Source organism: Sphingobium sp. 15-1, assembly GCF_013375535.1.
Classification (GTDB): Bacteria; Pseudomonadota; Alphaproteobacteria; order Sphingomonadales; family Sphingomonadaceae; genus Sphingobium; species Sphingobium aromaticivastans.
Genome location: NZ_JABXJG010000001.1, coordinates 13,846 through 34,538 on the forward strand (window position 1 = coordinate 13,846; position 20,693 = coordinate 34,538).

Consider the following 20,693-nt stretch of genomic DNA (forward strand, 5'->3'; position numbering starts at 1 on the left):
CATGATAGAGCGCCGCAGCGGTTCAGTCCTTCTCGTCGGCAGGGCGGACATAGGCGCCATGGCCGTCGGGCGGGATCAGGGACTTGCCCTTGATGGTGAGGGCGAGGGTCTGGAAGCCGGGTTCGGGCACGTCCCTGGTCTTTTCCGCCGCGAGGATGACGGTGCCGTCTTTCTCTGTCCATCTGCCCTCCGCGAAGAGGTCCAGCGCGCCATAGACCAGATACCATTGGAACCGGCCGTCCGGGTGGAGCATCAGTTCGGAGCCGGTTTCCATGACCCCGCGTAAATAATAATGACCGGCGCGTTCGGGGGTTTGCGCCCATGCCGGACTGGCGAGGAAGGCGGCGAGGGGCAGGAAGGCGGTGAGGACGCGCATCCGGCGATGATGGCACAGCATGGCGCGGGGGAACAGGCTTACCAGGCGCGGGGGCTGTGGCCGACGCGATGGGAGACCTGCTGCTCGATCTCGTTGAGCTGGGCCTGGCTGAGCACGCCGGACAGGAGCAGCTTGCGCATCAGCTCGTCCACCAGCGCCGCGAGGAAGTGCAGCTCCGCCCGTTCGGACAGGGTGTCGTTGCTGTCGACGTTCATGGCTCGGGCCCTCCGGCGTAAAGGCTTAATTTTACGAGGGAACACAGCAAGGCATAGAGCGCGGGGACGCAGGGCATCCCTCATTCGAGGCGGCCTGGCGAATATGGTTAAGGATGAGGAAGGCGTGAGGGCCGCGGGTGGCCAATTTCCTGATGTGCGCCATGTTCCTGCGAAGGCAGGAACCCAGTCCAGACGGTGCGATGATGCTCTAAGAGCGGGACTGGGCTCCTGCCTTCGCAGGAGCATGTTTTGACCGAACATCAATTGCCCGCCTTCCACCCTAGCCCGCCGTGAACGGCAGCAGCGCGTCATAGACGGGCAGGGGCGGTTTGCCCTCCACTGGAACCCCGCGCCGCAGCAGAAAGGCATGGCGCGCAATCTCCGCCTGCTGCTCCAGCCCATAGCGGCGGAAGGGCCGCCCCGGCACGATCTCATAGCCATAGCGGCACAAGGGATGGCGCATCAGCGGCAGATACCATCTGCCGCCCCGCTGCGCCTGCCAGACATGGGTCATCTCATGGATGAAATGGCCCTGGATATGCAGAGGGCTGTCGCAGAAATCCGCGCAGAACAGGCCGCCTTCCGGATGGAACCAGAGGTCGCCGTCAGGCGCCATGGTGACGCCCCTGGGCTGAAGCGGCCACCATTTGCGATTATGCACCCGCACCCGCCCATAATCGATCGCGTCTCCGAAAACCGACCGAGCGAGGGCGGTTTCCGCCGCCGTCAGCGGGCGGCCGGTCAATGCGCCGCATGCTCCCCGGTCTGGGGGGCGGGAGCGGCCGCGCCGGGCTTCTGAATGACGGCGTCGACCAGCAGGCGGTCGCCATTGGCGAGCAGGAAGGTGAGCGTCATCTTGCCCCGATTGATCGCCGTGTCGTTGATACCCCAGAGCATCAGATGCTTGCCGCCCGGCGCGAAGGCGACCTTCGACTTGGCGGGGATGGGCACGCTGTCGAGCGGCTTCATCGTCATCTTGCCGCCTTCGCTCATGCTCTCATGCATCTCTACCTTCAGCGCATAATCGGTCAGCACACCGCGCAGGGCTGTGTCCACATCGCCGCCATGGGCGACGAAATAGCCGGAGGACGGCGTATCCTTATTGGGGCTGAGCCGCACCCAGGCCTGGTCGACATAGGTGGGCGCGGGGTCGCCGCAGGCCGCCAATGCAAAGGGCAGCGCAAGGGGGACAAGGGCGATAAGGGAGAAATAAGCGCGCATGGACAAGGCCTTTGTGACTGTCTCGTTTCCGGTCGATTGACTAGCTAATGTCCGCAGCTTCTTGTGCCAAGCAAAAGCGCGCCTATATCCCTTGCGCAAACGCCCTTGCCTTGGCGCTTTCGTGAGGTATGGGGCCGTCAACCGCTGAATATGATTTGGGGTTCAAAGAGGACAAGATGGCAAAAGTAATCGGTATCGACCTTGGCACCACCAATAGCTGCGTCGCCGTGATGGACGGCGGCAAGCCCAAGGTGATCGAAAATGCGGAAGGCGCGCGCACGACGCCCTCGATCGTGGCCTTCACCAAGGATGGCGAACGCCTGATCGGCCAGCCCGCCAAGCGTCAGGCCGTGACCAATCCCGACAATACGGTTTTCGCGGTCAAGCGCCTGATCGGCCGCCGCTTCGACGATCCGATGACCAAGAAGGACATGGAACTCGTCCCTTATGAAATCGCCAAGGGTCCGAACGGCGACGCCTGGGTGCAGGCTGGCGGCAAGGATTATTCGCCTTCGCAGATTTCCGCCTTCACCCTCCAGAAGATGAAGGAAACCGCCGAGAGCTATCTGGGCGAGACGGTCACGCAGGCGGTCATCACCGTTCCCGCTTATTTCAACGACGCCCAGCGTCAGGCGACCAAGGACGCCGGCCAGATCGCTGGCCTGGAAGTGCTGCGCATCATCAACGAGCCGACCGCGGCGGCGCTGGCTTATGGCCTCGAAAAGCAGGACGGCAAGACCATCGCGGTCTATGACCTTGGCGGCGGCACCTTCGACATCTCGATCCTGGAGATCGGCGATGGCGTGTTCGAGGTGAAGTCGACCAATGGCGACACTTTCCTGGGCGGTGAGGATTTCGACGCCAAGCTGGTGGAATATCTGGCGGAGGACTTCAAGAAGGCTGAAGGGATCGATCTCACCAAGGACAAGCTGGCGCTGCAACGTCTGAAGGAAGCGGCTGAAAAGGCGAAGATCGAGCTGTCGTCCGCGCAGTCGACCGAAGTCAACCTGCCCTTCATCACCGCTGACCAGAATGGTCCCAAGCACCTCGTCAAGAACATCACCCGCGCCGATCTGGAGCGGCTGGTGGCCGACCTCATCAAGCGGACCATGGAGCCGTGCAAGAAGGCGCTGGCCGACGCTGGCGTTTCCGCGAGCGAGATCAGCGAAGTCGTCCTCGTCGGCGGCATGACCCGCATGCCCAAGGTGCGCGAGGCCGTGAAGGATTTCTTCGGCAAGGAACCGCATACCGGCGTCAACCCGGACGAAGTCGTCGCCATGGGCGCTGCCATTCAGGCTGGCGTGTTGCAGGGCGACGTCAAAGACGTGCTGTTGCTGGACGTGACTCCGCTGTCGCTGGGCATCGAGACGCTGGGTGGCGTGTTCACCCGCATGATCGACCGCAACACCACCATCCCCGCTAAGAAGTCGCAGGTCTATTCGACCGCCGACGACAATCAGCAGGCGGTGACGATCCGCGTGTTCCAGGGCGAGCGTGAAATGGCGGCGGACAACAAGCTGCTCGGCCAGTTCGATCTGGTCGGCATCCCGCCCGCGCCGCGCGGCGTGCCGCAGATCGAAGTCACTTTCGACATCGACGCCAACGGTCTGGTCAACGTCCATGCCAAGGACAAGGGCACTGGCAAGGAACAGCAGATCCGCATTCAGGCTTCGGGCGGTCTGTCGGACGCCGACATCGACCAGATGGTCAAGGATGCCGAGCGCTTTGCCGAGGAAGACAAGAAGAAGCGGGAGTCGGCCGAGGCGAAGAACAATGCCGAGAGCCTGATCCACACCACCGAGCAGCAGCTTTCCGAGCATGGCGACAAGGTGGACGCTGGCCTGAAGTCGGAGATCGAGACCGCGATCGCCGCCACCAAGTCGGCGGTCGAGAGCGGCGATGCGGAAGCCATGAAGACCAAGGCGCAGGAACTGGCGCAGGTCGCCATGAAGCTGGGCCAGGCCATTTATGAGAAGGAGCAGGCGGCTGCGGCTGCTCCGGGTGCGGATGCTCCGAAGGCGGACGATGATGTCGTCGATGCCGAATTCTCCGAAGTGGACGACAACAAGGCGTAAGCTGATGTGCTTGCCCCGTCAGGACTGTTATGGCCGTGACGGGGCAGGGACGCCGGGGGCGAGATGAGCACCGAAATCGATTATTACGAACTGCTCGAAATTGAGCGCACGGCGGATGCCGGGGCTATCAAGAGCGCCTATCGCAAGCTGGCGATGAAATATCATCCGGACAAGACCGGGGGCTGCACCGACAGCGAGGCCAAGTTCAAGGCCGTTTCCGAAGCCTATGAGTGCCTGAAAGACCCGCAGAAGCGCGCGGCCTATGATCGGTTCGGCCATGCGGCGTTCCAGAATGGCGGCGCGGGCTTTGGCGGCGGGCGCGGCGGCGCGGGCGGCTTTTCCGACCTTGGCGATATTTTCGAGACGATCTTCGGCCAGGCGGCGGGCGGTTTCGGCGGCGGGCGTCAGGCCCAGCGGCGCGGGGCTGACCTGCGCTATGACATGGAAATCACGCTGGACGACGCCTATCACGGCAAGAAGACCGAGATCGAGATCGAGGTTTCGGCGTCTTGCGAAAGCTGCGACGGCTCCGGCGCGCAGCCGGGCACTGGGGTCAAGAGCTGCGGTACCTGCCATGGTCATGGCCAGGTGCGAGCGCAACAAGGCTTCTTCGTGGTCGAGCGGACCTGTCCCGCCTGCCATGGCGCGGGTCAGGTGATCGAAAGCCCCTGCCGTAGCTGCCGGGGCGAGGGACGGGTGGACAAGCCCAAGACCCTCTCCGTCAACATCCCCGCCGGCGTCGACGAAGGCACCCGCATCCGCCTGTCCGGCGAGGGCGAGGCCGGGGCGCGGGGGGCTCCTGCGGGCGACCTCTATATCTTCCTGCATGTGAAGCGGCACTCGATCTTCGAGCGGGACGGGACGACCCTGTTCGCTCGGGCGCCGGTCAGCATCACGACGGCGGCTCTGGGCGGCGTGATCGAAGTGCCGGGGCTCGACGGCCAGCGGCACGAGATCAAGATTCCGAGTGGCATCCAGTCGGGCAAGCAGATCCGCCAGCGCGGCGCGGGCATGCCGGTGCTGAACGGGCGCGGGCAGGGCGATCTGGTGATCCAGGTCGATGTCGAGACGCCAACCAAGCTGAGCGCCAAGCAGCGAGAATTGCTGGAGGCGTTCCGCGAGACGGAGACGGGCGAGGAATGTCCGCAATCGACGGGATTCTTCAGCAAGCTCAAGGAATTGTGGGGGGATTGATTTCTCCCCATATCTTTTAAGGGATTCGCAGGAGTACGGAGCGCCAAGTTTATCTGCTTCTGCGCTCCCGCCGCGCCCAGGCGTAAAAGGGAAAGCCCCCCGCCATCAGCAGGAAGCTGGCCCCGCTCGGCACCAGCCCCGCGCCCCATAGCGTCCATAGCGCATAACCCAACCCGACCAATGCCGCCGGAACCACCAGCCGGAACCTGAGCGCCGCCAGCGCGCACCCAACATAAAGCCACAATGTGGCAGAGGTCGACAGCAGCGCCATCGCGGTGAACAGCGCGACCAGCCCCTGCAGGCTGTTGGCGATCAGCATCAGCGTCCCCAGCATGCAGGACAGCAGCAGTGCGCGGACCGGCGTGCCGCGCCCATTGGTCCCGGCCAGCCAGCGCGGCAATTCCCCGCCCCGCGCCATGGCGAGCGGCACTTCGCCTTGCAGCAGCGTCCAGCCGTTGAGGGCGCCAAGGCAACTGATGGTGGCGAAGAGGGCGATCAAATGCGCCGGGCCGGGTGACCAGTAATGGGCGACGAAGGCGGCGAAGGGGGAGCCGGACTGGCTCTCCGCCGCAGGCAGGGTGAGCGCTATGCCGGAACATACGAGCAGGTAGATGAGGCCCGTCACCGCCGTGCCGATCAGCGTGGCGCGGGGGATGGTCCGGGCGGGGTCGCGAACCTTGTCGGCGGCGACGCTGGCGGATTCGAAACCGAGCAGCGCCCAGAGGGTCAACGCGGCCGATGCGGTGATGCCGGCGCTGGTGAAGCCCTGGGTGGGGAAGGGGGCAACCTCCGCCATGCCACTGCCCAGCGTCAGCGCGAGCAGGATGAGGACCGCGACGATCGGCACCAGCTTGAGCGCGGTGGTGACGAGCTGGGTCATGCCCGCCGCCCGCGCGCCGATCAGGTTGATGCCGGTCGTGGCCCAGAGAAAGCCGATGGAGACGAGCGCGCCAATGCCGGGGCGGTTCAGCGCGGGCAGGATGCTGCTAAGGTTGGCGGTGGCGGCGACGGCGATGGTGACGTTGGTGAAGATCACCGAAATCCAGTATATCCAGCCGATCGCGAAGCCCGCGAGCGGACCATAGGCGCGGGTGATGAACTGCGCGGTGCCGCCCGCATCGGGCATCAGCACCGTCAGCCGGGCGATGACATAGGCGAGAATCAGCGATCCGGCGATGGTGAAGACCCATCCCGCCACCGCGTCCCAGCCATAGGGCGCAAGCGAGGCGGGGAGGAGGAAGACGCCCGACCCGATCATATTGCCCATGACCAGCGCGATGCAGGCGGCCAGGCCCAAGCTGCGCGGGGTTCCGATGCTGCCGTGGCTGGCGTTCATGGCGGAATGCTATCCGTGCCGGTGGAGCTTGGCCAGTGCGGATTGGGGCGCGATTTCTGGGTGGTTGGCGGACAGTCCGCTTCCTTGAAGTACACCGTCCTTGAAGCGCGCCGTGCTCCTGCGCAGGCAGGAGCCCAGTTCAGATGGTGCAATGATCCACTAAGGGCAGGACTGGGCTCCTGCCTGCGCAGGAGCACGTGCCGCTTAATGGCAGCCAATGGCCGACTCCAGTCACGGGGCCGGGCTCACGCCGCCAGGAACATCTCCGGGTCGAGCGCCATCAGGCTGTCGGCGCCGCCCTCGATCTTGCGGCGGAGCGCTCCGGCGTCGGGCATGATGCGTTCCGCGAAGAAGCGGGCGGTCACCAGCTTGGCTTCCAGGAATTTGGCGTCCTCCGCCCCCGTCGCAAGCTGGGCCGCAGCCGCCTTCGCCATGCGCAGCCACATCAGGCCGGTCGCGACGATGCCCAATATGTGCATATAGTGCACGGCGCCCGCCCCGGCATTGTCGGGGTTCTTCATCGCATTCTGCATCAGCCACATGGTCGCCGCGCCGAGCTGGGCGCTCGCCTTTTCCAGCGCTTCGGCCAGCGGTGCCAACTTTTCGTCGCTCTTGGCCCCGGCCACCTCGTCCGCGACAATCTTCAGGAAGGCCTGAAGCGCCCGGCCGCCGTTCATGGCCAGCTTCCGCCCGACAAGGTCCATCGCCTGCACGCCGTTGGTGCCTTCGTAAATCTGGGCGATGCGGGCGTCGCGGACATATTGTTCGACGCCATTTTCCCAGATGTAGCCATGGCCGCCGAACACCTGCTGCGCCGTCACCGCGACGTCGAAGCCCTTGTCCGTGCCATAGCCCTTGATCACTGGGGTCAGCAGTTGGACCAGATCGTCGGCGGCCTGCCGTTCCTCTTCCGTGGCGGCCTGATGGGAAAGGTCGACCTGGAGCGCGCCCCAGAGCATCAAGGCGCGCAGCCCTTCGGTGAGCGCCTTCGCCTCCATCAGCATGCGGCGGACGTCGGGATGGACGAACAGCGTGTCGGCCTTCTCCTCCAAATCTTTAGGGCCGGTCAGGGCGCGGCCCTGGCGGCGGTCATGGGCATAATGAGCGGCGTTCTGATAGGCGATCTCCGCCTGGCCAAGCCCCTGGAGACCGACGCCCAGCCGCGCCGCGTTCATCATGATGAACATGGCGGCCAGGCCCTTATTCTCCTCGCCCACCAGCCAGCCGGTCGCGCCGTCATAGTTCATGACGCAGGTGGCGTTGCCGTGGATGCCCATCTTATGTTCCAGCGAGCCGCAGGAGACGGCATTGCGATCGCCCAGTGAGCCGTCCTCTTTCACCAGGAATTTGGGCACGACGAACAGCGAAATGCCCTTGCTGCCCTCCGGCGCGCCAGGGGTCTTGGCGAGGACGAGGTGGATGATGTTCTCCGCCAGGTCATGCTCGCCCGCCGAGATGAAGATCTTCGTCCCGTTGATCGCATAGCTGCCATCGTCGCGCTGGACCGCCTTGGTCTTGATGAGGCCAAGGTCGGTGCCGGCATGCGGTTCCGTCAGGTTCATCGTGCCGGTCCATCGGCCCGACACCATGTTGGGAAGATAGGTCCGCTTCTGCTCCTCGCTGCCCTTGGCGATCAGGGCGGCCACGGCGCCGCTGGTCAGGCCGTGATACATTTCGAAGCTGTGATTGGCGGAGAGGATATATTCGCTGACGGCGGTCGCGACGACATGGGGCAGGCCCTGGCCGCCATATTCGACCGGCGCGTGCAGCGTGGTCCAGCCGCCCTCGACATAGGCGTCATAGGCCGCCTTGAAGCCGGTCGGGGTGGTGACGCTGCCGTCCGGGTGGCGGGTGCAGCCTTCCTTGTCGCCCACCGCGTTCAGCGGGAACAGCACTTCGGCGGCGATCTTGCCGCCTTCGGTCAGGATCGCTTCCACCAGGTCAGCGGTCGCATTTTCGAAGCCGGGCAGGTTGGTGTAGCGGTCCAGCCCCAGCAGATGGTCGAGCACGAAGCGGGTGTCGCGGATGGGGGCGGTGTAGCTGGGCATGATCTTCTCCGGACGATTCTGTTCTGGGGGAGGGGGATTATTTGTGAAGGACGGCCACGAACTGGGCCAGTTCCGCTATGGCGGCGTCGATGTCGTCCTTTTGCCGGGTCAGCAGGTCGATGCGCGCCTCGCACTTCGCGATGGTGACGCGGCGCTGTTCCTCATGCCCCTCGTCAGCGTCGTAGAGGTCGATCATCTCGCGTATGTCGGACAGGCTGAAGCCGACCCGCTTGCCGCGCAATATCCAGGCGAGGCGGGCGCGGTCGCGGCGCGAATAGATGCGGGCGAGGCCCTGACGTTCCGGCGCGATCAGTCCCTCATCCTCATAGAAGCGCAGGGCGCGGGCGGTAACGCCGAATTCTTCCGACAGGTCGGTGATGGTATAGCTCTGCCGATCGCTGTGATCGGGCAGTTCGATGCCGGCGATGCTGGTGCGTTTGTCCATGCTCGGTGATGTAGCGATGCTTTACGTTTACGTCAAGGTGAGTATGGGCCATGGCGCTTTTGTCCTAGTGACAGGGCCGGTCCCCGCCGCTAGAGCCTGGCGCCATGATGGGGGCAATCAGAGGATCGGAGCGCGCGAGGGGCCTGTTGGCCGCGCTGGCTCTGCTCGTGCTGGCGATCCAGCTCATTGCGCCGTCGGGCTTCATGCCAGTGCGGACCGATCGGGGCGTCGTGGTGACGCTGTGCACAGGGCAGGGCGCGGTCAATGTCGTGGTCGACCGGGGTGCCTTCGACCGGCATGGTGCGTCGGGCGAGCATCGGACGCCGGATGACGGCATGACGGGGCAGCAGCATTGCCCCTTCGCCGCGTCGGTGCAGCCGGCGGTGCCGCCGCTGGTGCTGGCCGACCTGCCCTTGCCCGCTTGGCAGCTTGGCTTCGGGCCGATTGCCTTCGCGCTCAAGACCGGGCTGATCGCCCGCCTGGCCGCGCCGCCGCCGCCTTCCTCGGGACCGCCTGCCGCCTTCTGAAATCCGCCGGTTTTTGCGCTTTTTCAGTAAGGTTGTCTGTTCATGTCCCTATTTTCCGTTTCGCGCGGCGTTTCGTTGTGCGCGCTTGCCTGCTCGTTGTCCTCTCCCGCTTTGGCCGATGAGGCGGTGGAGCAGAGCCGGATCATCGTCACCGCCAGCCCCGTGGTCGAGGAGGCGGCGGCGAAAGTCGTCCGCACGCCCGGCGGGGTGGATGTCGTGTCCGCCGAGGATTTCGACGACAAGCTGGCCGTCTCGCTGCGCGACGCGCTGAGCTTTTCGCCCGGCGTCTATACCCAGCCGCGCTTCGGGCAGGAGGTGCGGATTTCCATTCGCGGGTCTGGCCTGTCGCGTGGTTATCATATGCGCGGGCTGACGCTGTTGCAGGACGGCATTCCGATCAACATGGCCGACGACAATGGCGATTTTCAGGAGCTGGACCCGCAGGTCTTCCAGCATTTGGAGGTCTATCGCGGCGGCAATGCGCTGCGGTTGGGCGGGTCGACGCTGGGCGGCGCGATCAATGCGGTGACGCCGACCGGGCGGACGGCGCCGGGTGCGGAGATGCGGGTCGATGGCGGGTCGTTCGATACGCTGCGGGCCAAGGCAGCCTATGGCTATAGCGACGGGCGGGGCGACGCCTGGGCGGCCGTCACCGCCGACCGGTCCGATGGCGATCGCGACCATGGGCGGCGCAAGGCGTTGCGCTTCAACGGCAATGTTGGGTTGAAGCTCAATGACCGGGTGGAGACGCGCTTCTATGCCAGCGTGCAGACGATCCGGCAAAAGTTGCCGGGCGCGCTCAATGAAAGCGACGCACTGGAACATCCGGCGAAGGGCAATTTTGTCGGGGATCAGGCGCGCAACATCGATTCGATCCGCTTGCAGAACCGCACCACGGTCGCGCTGGATAGCGGGGAACTGGCGTTCGGCGTCTATTACAACGCCAAGGCGCTGAATCATCCGATCTATCAGGTCGTGGACCAGAAATCGGAGGACCGCGGCGTATTCGCCAGCCTCGATCTGGCAGGGGAACTGGGCGGGATGCCGGTCGAGCTGACGCTGGGCGGCCAGGCGCGTTTCGGCCAAGGCCGCTTCCGTCAGTTCGTCAATCTGAACGGCAGACCCGGCGCACCGACCTCCTATCAGAAGGCGCGGGCGCAGACGATCAACAGCTATGGCGAGGTGAGGATCGCGCCGCTTGCGGGGCTGTGGCTGATCGCGGGCGGGATTTACACCCATGGCGAGCGGCGGCTGGACAATCGTTTCGCTCCGGCGCGGAGTGGCGATGTATCGTTCGATGCCTTCGCGCCGAAATTCGGATTGCTGTTCGATGCGGCTCAGACGATGCAATTTTATGCGAACTATAGCCGGTCGGTGGAATTGCCGGGCTTTATAGAGCTTGGCCAGACGCAGTTCGATACGCTGGCCGTCGGCTTCGTCCCGCTCCAGCCGCAAAAGGCAAGGACAGCGGAGATCGGCACTCGCGGGACGCTGGGCATGGCCCGTTGGGACATCAGCATCTACCGGGCCGATCTTCGCGGCGAGATGCTGCAATATGGCGCGGGCGACAGCGCCATTCCGGCGGCGACCTTCAATGCGGGCCGCACGCGCCATCAGGGCGTCGAGGCAGGACTGGACCTGACGCTGACGCCTTGGGCGACGCTGCGGCAAGTCTATCAATATAGCGATTTCCGCTTCCGCGACGATGCGCGCTACGGGGACAACCGCTTGTCGGTGGCGCCGCGCCATTTCTACCGGGCGGAACTGAAGCTGGGGACGGACCGGTTCAGCGTCTCGCCTGCTGTCGAATGGCTGCCGCAGGGTGCCTGGGTGGACTATGCCAACACGAAGCGGGCGGGCGATTACGCGACGCTGAACCTGGGCGCGCAGGCGGAAGTGCGGAAGGGGCTGGCCCTGTTCCTCGATGCGCGCAACCTGACCGGCGAGCGGGCGGTCGGGGACATCAGCGGCGTGGTCGACTATTCGAAGCTGGCGCCTGCGAGCCGGGCGATCTTCTATCCGATCGAAAGGCGGGCTCTTTATGGCGGGCTAAGGGCCCGCTTCTAACAGCACTGGAGCCGACTCGGTAATAGGTTTAGGGGCAGGCGGATGTTGCGCCTTTCCGGATTGAAACTGCCCCTCGACCATCCCGCCGAGGCGATGCCCGTCGCCATTTGCGAGCGCCTCGGCCTCGAACCGCAGGAATTGCTAGGCCATGTCATCGTGCGCCGGGGCAATGATGCGCGGCGGAAGAACGCGATCCAGCTCGTCTATACCGTCGATGTCGAACTGACCGACGAAGCGGGCGTGCTGGAGCGTTTCGCGGGTGATCATGACATCCGTCCGCGCCCGGACACGGACTATAAGTTCGTGACCAGGGCGTCGCCGGATTGGTCGGGCAAGCGGCCGGTGGTGATCGGCGCGGGGCCGTGCGGGCTGTTCGCGGGGCTGATCCTCGCGCAGATGGGCTTCCGTCCGATCATCCTCGACCGGGGCAAGGTGGTGCGGGAGCGGACCAAGGACACATGGGGCCTGTGGCGCCGGGCCGAACTCAATCCCGACAGCAATGTCCAGTTCGGGGAGGGCGGGGCCGGGACCTTCTCCGACGGCAAGCTTTATTGCCGGGTGAAGGACCCGCTTTTCCTGGGCCGCAAGGTGCTGGAGGAATTTGTCGCGGCGGGCGCGCCGGACGATATTCTAACCGAGGCGCATCCGCATATCGGCACCTTCCGCCTGGTTTCCATGGTGGAGGCGATGCGGCGGCAGATCGAGGGGCTGGGCGGTGAATATCGCTGGCAGCACCGGGTCGATGAGCTGGAGCTGGAAGAACAGGCGGACGGCACGCGGAAGCTGCGCGGTCTCCACCTGCACGACGGTACTTTTATCGAGACGGATCATGCCGTCCTGGCGGTGGGCCACAGCGCCCGCCCGACCTTCGAGATGCTCCATGCCAGGGGCGTGCATATCGAGGCGAAGCCCTTTTCCATCGGCGTGCGCATCGAACATCCGCAAAGCTGGATCGACCGGGCGCGCTACGGCAATTGCGCGGGGCATCCGCTGTTGGGCGCGGCGGCCTATAGCCTGGCCCATCATTGCGCCAATGGGCGCACGGTCTACAGCTTCTGCATGTGCCCCGGCGGGCGGGTGGTGGCCGCGACTTCGGAGGAAGGACGCGTCGTCACCAACGGCATGAGCCAATATTCGCGGGCCGAATTCAACGCCAATTCGGGCCTGGTCGTCGGCATCGATCCGGAACGGGACTATCCCGGCGGGCCGCTGGCGGGGATCGCATTGCAGCGCCATTGGGAAAGCATGGCCTTCGTCGCGGGCGGGGAAAGCTATCATGCGCCGGGGCAGAAGGTGGGGGATTTCCTCGCGGGCCGGGCTTCGAGCGAACTGGGCGAGGTCATCCCCTCCTACAAGCCGGGCGTCACCATGACCGACCTGTCGCGCTGCCTGCCTGAATTCGTGCTGGAGGCGTTCCATGAGGCGATTCCGGTCTTCGGCCGCCAGATCGCCCATTATGATCATCCCGACGCGGTGATGACCGGGGTGGAAACCCGCACCTCTTCCCCGATCCGCATCACCCGGGGCAAGGATTTCCAGAGCCTCAACGTCGCGGGGCTTTATCCCGCCGGGGAGGGGGCGGGCTATGCGGGCGGCATCCTCTCCGCCGCGATCGACGGGATCAAGGCGGCGGAGGCGGTGGGCCTGAGCATCGCGGCGGGCTGATTCCCGCCATCGCCGCCGCTCCGCCGAAGCGCCGAGTCGACGCGCCGGGGCGACCGGCGCCGGTCGCAAAAGCGCTTGATTAAAATCACTTGGGAATGGGCCTTGCGACGGCGCGGAAGCATTGCATCAAAATGGGACAATATGGCCGGATTTTGAAATATTATTTATGTCGATGAGATCATTCATTTATATTGGTTACTCAATCGCTCGCCTTTGTAATATATAACATCACGCAGCTTTTCGGCCGGCGAGGATGCCGCCGCAGCCGCTTCAGCAATAATCCGACATTATGGCAGAGGAGGCCCTCATGCATGCCAAGCCCTTGATTTTGGCGCTTTGCTCATCCCTGCTGCTGTCAACAGGGGTGAGTGCCAGACAGCCAGGCGACCAATTGACCGTCATCGCGTCACCGGAAAAGGAGATGACCTTCGAAAAATGGCAGGACCGGACGGCGAACCGCCTGACCAGCAGCATCCGCCGGACCGCCGGCCTGGATTTCGACCATAGCGCGACCGGCTATGCCAGGGTCCAGTTCCGTCTGGATGAGGGGGGACGGCCCCAAGCCATCGCCCTTGCCCAGCCTTCATCGTCGCGCGCCATCGACAGGATCTCCGTGCGGGCGGTCAGGACGATGGGGCGCCTGACGCCCCTGCCGTCGCAAATCGGTGCGGATTCCAAGTTCGAGGCGTGGATCATCGTCGCCAATGATGCGTGGGAGCGCGACGATATGCTGAGCCGACTGCGCACGGACCATCGGGCGCAGACTTTGGCGCGGGCAGGCGGCGAACAGCCGGTTCTGATTGCGTCGCGCTGAATGCCGCCCTTCCCCCGGATGGCGTGAGCGCGATGCGGAGTCTGGAGGAGCGGGCCGGTTGGCGGCACGATGCGGCGCGGGTTAGCCGGCGCTCATCCGCCTCCTTCGCTCTTCCAGCTTCCGCTTGTCCTCAATGGACATGCACGGCGGTATAGGGGAGCTGGAAATAGTTGAGCCCGCTGCCGATCGCGCGTCCCAGGCGCGATCGGCTGTTGCGGAAGAAGAGCTGCTTGATGTTGAGGCCGACGCCGAAGAAAATGTCGCGATCCGGCCTTATCCCGGCGGCGCGATCCGCATTGGTGAAATTCTTGCCGCGATAGCCGACTTGCAGTTCGACGAAGCGCAGCGGGCCGTCTCGCAATCCTTCGAAACCCGCCAGTTCAAGCGAGAGCAGAAAGCGCTGCTGCTCATAATGGCGTTTGCCCTTGAAGCTGTAGACCTCTGAATTGGGCATCATCAGCAGACGGAAATCCAGCTTCTCCTCCAGCCCCGGCACCGTATGGCGGAGCACCGAAAAGGCTGCGCCGCCCGTGTTGAAGAGGACGTCCTGCGGCGAAAAGCCGCTGTCCTTCTTATGCGCGTCCCACATCTCGCCATAGAGCATCAGCCCGATGGAAAGCAGCGCGGCCGGAGCAGCCGCCCTGGCCCGGTCATCGGTCTTGCGGGCGATCCGCGCCCCCAGAAATTCCGCGAACAGATAGGCGTTGAAGGCATGGGTCAGCTTGTCGATGCCCAGATTATTGGTGTTCTTGCCGAACCAGCCTTCATCCTTGAAGTGGAAATCAGTCGTGCCGTCCGTCCAATAGGCCTGCGTCGCAGTGATATAGGCGAAGAGGCCGATGGTTTCCCATTTGGCGGCGCCGATGCGGCTGCCCAGCGAGCGGTAGCGCGGTTTCGTTTCCTTATCCGGGGCGTCCGGGGGCGGCGGCGCGCTTTGCGGATCGACGGGCCCCTGCGGTGCGCTGCCCGCAGGTGGGGCTTGGGGCGTCATGGCGGCAAGGTCGAACGCGGTGTCCACCAGGGCCATTTGGCCGGAGGCGCCGGAGCGAAGGTTCGGATCGCCGCCACTTTGCGCGATTGCGGGGGTGGAGCCGATGCCCAGCGACAATGCGGGCAGGAAGGTCCATGCAGGGTGCATCCCATACTCCCCCTTTTACCCATGCCCATTTGGTCATTTCGCATGAGTTATTGATTTATCGGGATAAATTAGCGCCGACCGATGATGCGGGACAATTTGCGAAAATGGGTACTGGGCTGTCCATTAATGCTTATTTCCTCCGTCAGATGGCGGGATATGCATGGCTATATGGCTTTGGTCGCGGTCGCGATGCGGCCCGCGGATTGCGGCGCAGATCCGGCGGCGAGCGATCAGTCCGATATATCCGATGGCATATGGTGAACGAAGGGAATTTATTCTTTCGTGTCAAAGCGATACAGACTTGTTGGAATATTGCAAAAATTCGGGTGAAGAGATTGATGGACGGCTTACAGATGGATTTCTCGGTCCAAAATTGAGGTGGGGCTGGGGAATTCGGCGGGGCGCGCGCAAGCAAGGAGAGGTCGCGCTCGCGACTGGGCCTGGGGACGGCGATGATGGGGAGAGGATATGATCTGTAGCCTGGACGCCGCGCCGATCATGATGGGGCGGGAAGAGTGATCACCGGCCTGTTCTTCGCAGCCGCCTTGACGGTGGTCGATGGCGGCATGCTGCGCGTCAATGGCGAACGCATCCGGCTTTTGGGCATCGAGGCTCCGGACGTCGCCCGCCGCTGCGGCAAGGGCGGGACTTGCGTGCCCGTCAGTTCCCGGCAGAGCAAGGAGAGCCTGAAGCACGCCTTGCGCGATCCCATCACCATCGTTCCGGTGGCGCGCGACGCCAATGGCCGGACCGTCGCGATCGTCTATGCCGGAGGGCTCAACATGTCCTGCGAACAGCTTCGCAAGGGCATGGCCGTTTATAGGCCCGCATGGGATATGGGCCGCCGTTTGGCGAAGGAATGCCGTTTTCTGTCGAGGCGATGACCGGGCTTGCCTAGAGAAGCCCGGCGCAGCGCGTTTCGCCGGCGATGTGCGCTTTTCGAGGAAAAGTCTGGATGCCCGACAAGGATTCGAACCTTGATTGACGGAGTCAGAGTCCGCTCTCTTACCATTAGAGGATCGGGCATCAGGGTGGGCCAGTGGCTCACCGGAGAGGCGCAAATAGGCGGCGATTCCGGATTGGTCAAGAGGGTTTGCGACAGGCTTGCCGGACAATTTCATGGCTTGCCGGGCGCCACCCCAAAAGAAAACCCGCCGGACAGGCTGTCGCTTCCGGCGGGCTCTTCATCGACCCCTTATAGGGTACGAAGGGCTGGGAGCCGCTTCCCGAGATAGGAAGCGGCTCCCTTATTTTCAAAGCGCTTATTCCATGTCCTCGGTGGTGAAATCCTCACCCTGGACAGCGCCCAGCGGATCGTCACCGATGGCCGCTTCCGGACCCTGGCGCAGTTCGGCGGCATGTTCTTCAGCAGCCGTCTTGGGCGCGATCAGGTCGACCTGGCTGGAAGCGCGCAGCGCGGCCCGCATCGCCGCGTCACGCGACGAGGCGGCAACGCGCATGCGGTTCATGCCAGCGCCCGTACCCGCCGGGATGAGGCGGCCGACGATGACGTTTTCCTTGAGGCCAACCAGCGTGTCCTTCTTGCCCTGAACCGCCGCTTCCGTGAGGACGCGGGTGGTTTCCTGGAAGGATGCCGCCGAGATGAAGGAACGCGTCTGGAGCGAGGCCTTGGTGATGCCGAGCAGCACCGGCTTGCCCGCGGCGGGCGCGAAGCCCGGCTGGAGCTTGGCGTTGATCTCGTCCATTTCCTCGCGGTCGATCTGCTCGCCCACCAGCAACGTGGTGTCGCCGGACTCGATGATCTCGACCTTTTGCAGCATCTGACGAACGATCGTCTCGATGTGCTTGTCGTTGATCTTCACGCCCTGCAAGCGATAGACTTCCTGGATTTCCGCGACCAGATATTCGGCCAGCGGCTCGATGCCGAGCACTTCCAATATGTCGTGCGGGTCAGGCGAACCGCCGATCAGGTTGTCGCCGCGCTTGACATAGTCGCCTTCCTGAACGTCGATCACCTTGCTCTTGGGGATCAGATATTCGACCGGCTCGCCGCCATCCTCGGGATTGATGGCGATCTTGCGCTTCGCCTTGTAATCCTTGAGGAACTGGACGCGGCCCGACACCTTGGCAATGATTGCATTGTCCTTGGGCTTGCGGGCTTCGAACAGTTCAGCGACGCGCGGCAGACCGCCGGTGATGTCGCGGGTCTTCGCGGCTTCGCGGCTGACACGCGCCAGCACGTCACCGGCCTGAACCTGCGCACCGTCGTCGACCGACAGGGTCGCACCCACCGCCAGCATGTAACGGGCGGCTTCGCCCGACTGATCGTCGAGCAGAGTGAGGCGCGGCCGCAGATCTTCCTTGGTGCGGGCGGCACCACGATGCTCCGTCACGACGCGCTGGGCGATGCCGGTCGCTTCGTCGGTTTGCTCGGCCAGCGTCTTGCCGTCGATCAGGTCCTGATACTTCACGATACCGGGCTTTTCGGTGATCACCGGCATGGTGAAGGGATCCCACTCGGCAAAACGCTCGCCCTTCGCCACGGGGTCACCATCGGCAATCAGGACGGTGGCGCCGTAGGGCAGGCGGTGCGTTTCGCGTTCGCGGCCTTCGGAGTCGATGATCGCGATCTCGCCGTTGCGGGCGAGCGACAGGCGGCGACCATTCTTGTCGGTGATGGTCGGCATGTCGCGCAGCTCGATCGTGCCGTCCGACATGGCTTCCAGGTTCGACGTTTCGTTGAAGTTCGCCGCGCCGCCGATGTGGAAGGTCCGCATGGTGAGCTGCGTGCCCGGTTCACCGATGGACTGCGCCGCGATAACGCCGACCGCTTCACCGATATTGACCGGCGTACCGCGGGCGAGGTCACGGCCGTAACACTTGCCGCACACGCCCATCTTGCTTTCGCAGATCAGCGGGCTGCGGATCTTAACGGCCTGCGTGCCGATGGCTTCGATCTGGGCGACCAGCGCTTCGTCGAGCAGCGTGCCGATCGGCACGATGACCGAACCGTCCTTGCTGTCGACAATATCCTGCGCCGTGGTGCGGCCCAGGATACGCTCACCGAGCGAGGCGATGACCGAACCACCCTGAACGATGGCCTTCATCTCCAGCGCCTTTTCGGTGCCGCAATCTTCCTCGACGATGGTGCAGTCCTGCGACACGTCGACCAGACGGCGGGTCAGGTAACCCGAATTCGCCGTCTTGAGCGCGGTGTCGGCAAGCCCTTTTCGAGCACCATGGGTCGAGTTGAAATATTCAAGGACGGTCAGACCTTCCTTGAAGTTCGAGATGATCGGCGTTTCGATGATCTCGCCCGACGGCTTGGCCATCAGGCCGCGCATGCCGGCGAGCTGCTTCATCTGGGCCTGCGAACCACGGGCACCGGAGTGCGCCATCATGTAGATCGAGTTGATCTGGGCCATGCGGCCGGTCTGCGGGTCCTTAGGCTGAGCGCGGATCTCGTCCATCATGGCGTTCGCCACCACGTCGCCGCAACGGCTCCAGGCGTCGATCACCTTGTTGTACTTTTCCTGCTGGGTGATCAGACCGTCCTGATATTGCTGCTCATAGTCGGCCACCAGCGCCTTGGTTTCGGCAACGGTGCCTTCCTTCGAGTCCGGGATCACCATGTCGTCCTTGCCGAACGAAATGCCGGCCTGGAACGCGTGGCGGAAGCCCAGCGCCATGATGGCGTCCGCGAACAGCACCGTGTCCTTCTGGCCGGTGTGGCGATAGACCTGATCGATGACGTCCCCGATTTCCTTCTTGGTGAGAAGGCGGTTGACGACGTCGAAGGGCACCTTGTGGCTCTTGGGCAGACATTCGCCCAGCAGCATGCGGCCCGGCGTCGTTTCGAAGCGCTTCATATACTGATTGCCGGCTTCGTCGGTCTGCGGCACGCGGCTGGTGATCTTCGAGTGCAGCGTCACGGCCTTGGCATAGAGAGCCTGATGGACCTCCTGCATGTCGGACAGCAGCATGCCTTCGCCCGGCTCGCCTTCGCGTTCCATGGACAGATAATAGATGCCCAGCACCATGTCCTGCGACGGAACGATGATCGGTTTGCCGTTCGCGGGGCTGAGGATGTTGTTGGTCGACATCATCAGCACGCGGGCTTCAAGCTGGGCTTCCAGCGAAAGCGGCACGTGCACGGCCATCTGGTCACCGTCGAAGTCGGCGTTGAAGGCCGAGCAGACCAGCGGGTGCAACTGGATCGCCTTGCCCTCGATCAGCACGGGCTCGAACGCCTGAATGCCCAGACGGTGGAGCGTCGGTGCGCGGTTCAGCATGACCGGGTGCTCGCGAATGACTTCGTCGAGGATGTCCCAGACTTCCTTGCGCTCCTTCTCGACCCACTTCTTGGCCTGCTTCAAGGTCATGGAAAGACCCTTGGCGTCGAGGCGGGCGTAGATGAAGGGCTTGAACAGTTCGAGCGCCATCTTCTTGGGCAGGCCGCACTGGTGCAGCTTGAGTTCCGGGCCGGTCACGATGACCGAACGGCCCGAATAGTCGACGCGCTTGCCGAGCAGGTTCTGACGGAAGCGGCCCTGCTTGCCCTTGAGCATGTCGGACAGCGACTTCAGCGGACGCTTGTTGGCGCCGGTGATGACGCGGCCGCGGCGGCCATTGTCGAACAGGGCGTCGACGGCTTCCTGCAACATGCGCTTTTCGTTGCGGACGATGATGTCCGGCGCGCGCAGTTCCATCAGCCGCTTCAGGCGGTTGTTACGGTTGATCACGCGACGATAGAGGTCGTTCAAATCCGAGGTCGCGAAGCGGCCGCCGTCCAGCGGCACCAGCGGGCGCAGTTCCGGCGGAATGACCGGCACGACGTCGAGGATCATCCATTCCGGACGGTTGCCCGAATCCAGGAAGCTCTCGACGACCTTGAGCCGCTTGATGATCTTCTTGGGCTTGAGTTCCGACTTGGTGACGGCCAGCTCGTCCAGCAGCGCCTGCTTCTCGCCCTCAAGGTCGAGGTCCATCAGCATCTGCTTGACGGCTTCGGCGCCGATGCCGGCGGAGAAGGCGTCCTCGCCATATTCGTCCTGCGCGTCGAGCAGTTCGTCTTCGGTCAGAAGCTGGAACTTTTCGAGCGGGGTCAGGCCCGGCTCGGTGACGATGTAGGATTCGAAATACAGCACGCGCTCAAGCTGCTTGAGCTGCATGTCGAGCAGCAGGCCGATGCGCGAGGGCAGCGACTTCAGGAACCAGATGTGCGCGACAGGGGCGGCCAGTTCGATATGGCCCATCCGCTCGCGACGGACCTTCGATACCGTGACTTCGACACCGCATTTTTCGCAGACGATGCCCTTATATTTCATGCGCTTATATTTGCCGCACAGGCATTCATAGTCCTTGATCGGACCGAAGATGCGGGCGCAGAACAGGCCGTCACGCTCGGGCTTGAACGTGCGATAGTTGATGGTTTCCGGCTTCTTGATCTCACCGAAGGACCAGGATCGGATGCGCTCGGGCGAGGCGAGGCCGATCTGGATCTGGTCGAAGGTTTCCGGCTTCTGCACCGGGTTCGCGAAGTTGGTCAGTTCGTTCATGATTCATGTCCCTCTAGAGGGTAAAATTTCTCGGGCGAAGAAGGGGAGGGGCG

Annotated in this window: 17 protein-coding genes and 1 tRNA gene; 8 read left to right on the plus strand and 10 right to left on the minus strand. The window is 63.8% G+C overall.

From position 1 onward, the window contains the following. Nucleotides 1–22 precede the first annotated feature (22 nt). The 4 genes from HUK72_RS00070 to HUK72_RS00085 all read right to left on the minus strand — a co-directional run bounded on the left by HUK72_RS00070 (nt 23) and on the right by HUK72_RS00085 (nt 1,812). On the minus strand, nt 23–397 hold the full coding sequence (locus tag HUK72_RS00070) for a hypothetical protein (protein ID WP_255325568.1): 375 nt from the start codon (nt 395–397) through the stop codon (nt 23–25). Between the two features lie 17 nt (nt 398–414). Continuing rightward, a complete protein-coding gene (locus HUK72_RS00075) occupies nt 415–591 on the minus strand; it encodes a hypothetical protein (protein WP_176594963.1) in 177 nt (58 codons plus the stop codon). 280 nt (nt 592–871) lie between these two features. Continuing rightward, a complete protein-coding gene (locus HUK72_RS00080) occupies nt 872–1,336 on the minus strand; it encodes a vgr related protein (RefSeq protein WP_176594964.1) in 465 nt (154 codons plus the stop codon). Further along, nucleotides 1,333–1,812: a copper chaperone PCu(A)C gene (locus tag HUK72_RS00085; RefSeq protein ID WP_176594965.1), complete on the minus strand. Its 480-nt coding sequence runs from the start codon at nt 1,810–1,812 to the stop codon at nt 1,333–1,335. The genes HUK72_RS00080 and HUK72_RS00085 overlap by 4 nt, the downstream gene beginning before the upstream one ends. A 176-nt stretch (nt 1,813–1,988) precedes the next feature. On the opposite strand from HUK72_RS00085, the gene dnaK reads away from it, so the two are divergent. Together dnaK and dnaJ are read left to right on the plus strand one after the other, a co-directional pair. Then, nucleotides 1,989–3,887, plus strand: a complete 1,899-nt coding sequence (dnaK, locus tag HUK72_RS00090) for a molecular chaperone DnaK (protein WP_176594966.1) — start codon at nt 1,989–1,991, stop codon at nt 3,885–3,887. A gap of 63 nt (nt 3,888–3,950) precedes the next feature. After that, entirely contained in the window at nt 3,951–5,081 is a 1,131-nt protein-coding gene (gene dnaJ / locus HUK72_RS00095; protein WP_176594967.1) for a molecular chaperone DnaJ, read from the plus strand. Between the two features lie 49 nt (nt 5,082–5,130). On the opposite strand, the gene HUK72_RS00100 is transcribed toward dnaJ, so the two are convergent. The 3 genes from HUK72_RS00100 to HUK72_RS00110 form a co-directional block, all read right to left on the minus strand. Further along, nucleotides 5,131–6,417: an amino acid permease gene (locus tag HUK72_RS00100; protein WP_176594968.1), complete on the minus strand. Its 1,287-nt coding sequence runs from the start codon at nt 6,415–6,417 to the stop codon at nt 5,131–5,133. Nucleotides 6,418–6,662: 245 nt separating this feature from the next. Next, entirely contained in the window at nt 6,663–8,465 is a 1,803-nt protein-coding gene (locus HUK72_RS00105) for an acyl-CoA dehydrogenase C-terminal domain-containing protein (RefSeq protein ID WP_176594969.1), read from the minus strand. Between the two features lie 37 nt (nt 8,466–8,502). Continuing rightward, entirely contained in the window at nt 8,503–8,910 is a 408-nt protein-coding gene (locus tag HUK72_RS00110) for a MerR family DNA-binding transcriptional regulator (protein WP_176594970.1), read from the minus strand. Between the two features lie 104 nt (nt 8,911–9,014). Here HUK72_RS00110 and HUK72_RS00115 point away from each other — a divergent pair, with 104 nt between their 5' ends. The 4 genes from HUK72_RS00115 to HUK72_RS00130 all read left to right on the plus strand — a co-directional run bounded on the left by HUK72_RS00115 (nt 9,015) and on the right by HUK72_RS00130 (nt 13,983). Next, nucleotides 9,015–9,437 (plus strand): DUF2946 family protein, encoded by a 423-nt coding sequence (locus tag HUK72_RS00115; RefSeq protein ID WP_176594971.1) that lies wholly within the window; start codon nt 9,015–9,017, stop codon nt 9,435–9,437. A gap of 42 nt (nt 9,438–9,479) precedes the next feature. Beyond that, nucleotides 9,480–11,504: a TonB-dependent receptor gene (locus HUK72_RS00120; protein ID WP_176594972.1), complete on the plus strand. Its 2,025-nt coding sequence runs from the start codon at nt 9,480–9,482 to the stop codon at nt 11,502–11,504. Between the two features lie 42 nt (nt 11,505–11,546). After that, on the plus strand, nt 11,547–13,169 hold the full coding sequence (locus HUK72_RS00125) for an NAD(P)/FAD-dependent oxidoreductase (RefSeq protein WP_176594973.1): 1,623 nt from the start codon (nt 11,547–11,549) through the stop codon (nt 13,167–13,169). Between the two features lie 421 nt (nt 13,170–13,590). Continuing rightward, complete coding sequence (locus HUK72_RS00130) at nt 13,591–13,983, plus strand: energy transducer TonB (protein WP_255325569.1); 393 nt, start codon at nt 13,591–13,593, stop codon at nt 13,981–13,983. Between the two features lie 130 nt (nt 13,984–14,113). On the opposite strand, the gene HUK72_RS00135 is transcribed toward HUK72_RS00130, so the two are convergent. Next, on the minus strand, nt 14,114–15,121 hold the full coding sequence (locus HUK72_RS00135; protein ID WP_255325570.1) for a DUF2279 domain-containing protein: 1,008 nt from the start codon (nt 15,119–15,121) through the stop codon (nt 14,114–14,116). Here HUK72_RS00135 and HUK72_RS00140 point away from each other — a divergent pair. Together HUK72_RS00140 and HUK72_RS00145 are read left to right on the plus strand one after the other, a co-directional pair. Further along, nucleotides 15,109–15,498, plus strand: coding sequence for a hypothetical protein (locus HUK72_RS00140; protein WP_176594975.1), 390 nt, complete (start codon nt 15,109–15,111; stop codon nt 15,496–15,498). The genes HUK72_RS00135 and HUK72_RS00140 overlap by 13 nt on opposite strands. Before the next feature lie 189 nt (nt 15,499–15,687). Next, complete coding sequence (locus tag HUK72_RS00145; protein ID WP_176597671.1) at nt 15,688–16,005, plus strand: thermonuclease family protein; 318 nt, start codon at nt 15,688–15,690, stop codon at nt 16,003–16,005. A 68-nt stretch (nt 16,006–16,073) separates the two neighbouring features. On the opposite strand, the gene HUK72_RS00150 is transcribed toward HUK72_RS00145, so the two are convergent. Next, nucleotides 16,074–16,147, minus strand: a tRNA-Gln gene (locus HUK72_RS00150). 236 nt (nt 16,148–16,383) lie between these two features. Beyond that, nucleotides 16,384–20,640 carry a DNA-directed RNA polymerase subunit beta' gene (gene rpoC, locus HUK72_RS00155; RefSeq protein WP_176594976.1) on the minus strand — a complete coding sequence of 1,419 codons (4,257 nt, stop codon included), beginning with the start codon at nt 20,638–20,640 and terminating at the stop codon, nt 16,384–16,386. Between the last annotated feature and the right edge of the window lie 53 nt (nt 20,641–20,693).

Excerpts from the sequence above, each read along its gene's own strand:
- HUK72_RS00105 (WP_176594969.1), bottom strand. The coding sequence starts at position 8,465 with ATGCCCAGCTACACCGCCCCCATCCGCGACACCCGCTTCGTGCTCGAC.
- HUK72_RS00075 (WP_176594963.1), bottom strand. The coding sequence starts at position 591 with ATGAACGTCGACAGCAACGACACCCTGTCCGAACGGGCGGAGCTGCAC.
- HUK72_RS00120 (WP_176594972.1), top strand. The coding sequence starts at position 9,480 with ATGTCCCTATTTTCCGTTTCGCGCGGCGTTTCGTTGTGCGCGCTTGCC.
- dnaJ (WP_176594967.1), top strand. The coding sequence starts at position 3,951 with ATGAGCACCGAAATCGATTATTACGAACTGCTCGAAATTGAGCGCACG.
- HUK72_RS00125 (WP_176594973.1), top strand. The coding sequence starts at position 11,547 with ATGTTGCGCCTTTCCGGATTGAAACTGCCCCTCGACCATCCCGCCGAG.
- HUK72_RS00145 (WP_176597671.1), top strand. The coding sequence starts at position 15,688 with ATGCTGCGCGTCAATGGCGAACGCATCCGGCTTTTGGGCATCGAGGCT.
- HUK72_RS00100 (WP_176594968.1), bottom strand. The coding sequence starts at position 6,417 with ATGAACGCCAGCCACGGCAGCATCGGAACCCCGCGCAGCTTGGGCCTG.
- rpoC (WP_176594976.1), bottom strand. The coding sequence starts at position 20,640 with ATGAACGAACTGACCAACTTCGCGAACCCGGTGCAGAAGCCGGAAACC.
- HUK72_RS00070 (WP_255325568.1), bottom strand. The coding sequence starts at position 397 with ATGCTGTGCCATCATCGCCGGATGCGCGTCCTCACCGCCTTCCTGCCC.
- HUK72_RS00135 (WP_255325570.1), bottom strand. The coding sequence starts at position 15,121 with ATGCACCCTGCATGGACCTTCCTGCCCGCATTGTCGCTGGGCATCGGC.
- HUK72_RS00115 (WP_176594971.1), top strand. The coding sequence starts at position 9,015 with ATGATGGGGGCAATCAGAGGATCGGAGCGCGCGAGGGGCCTGTTGGCC.
- HUK72_RS00130 (WP_255325569.1), top strand. The coding sequence starts at position 13,591 with ATGACCTTCGAAAAATGGCAGGACCGGACGGCGAACCGCCTGACCAGC.
- dnaK (WP_176594966.1), top strand. The coding sequence starts at position 1,989 with ATGGCAAAAGTAATCGGTATCGACCTTGGCACCACCAATAGCTGCGTC.
- HUK72_RS00085 (WP_176594965.1), bottom strand. The coding sequence starts at position 1,812 with ATGCGCGCTTATTTCTCCCTTATCGCCCTTGTCCCCCTTGCGCTGCCC.
- HUK72_RS00110 (WP_176594970.1), bottom strand. The coding sequence starts at position 8,910 with ATGGACAAACGCACCAGCATCGCCGGCATCGAACTGCCCGATCACAGC.
- HUK72_RS00140 (WP_176594975.1), top strand. The coding sequence starts at position 15,109 with ATGCAGGGTGCATCCCATACTCCCCCTTTTACCCATGCCCATTTGGTC.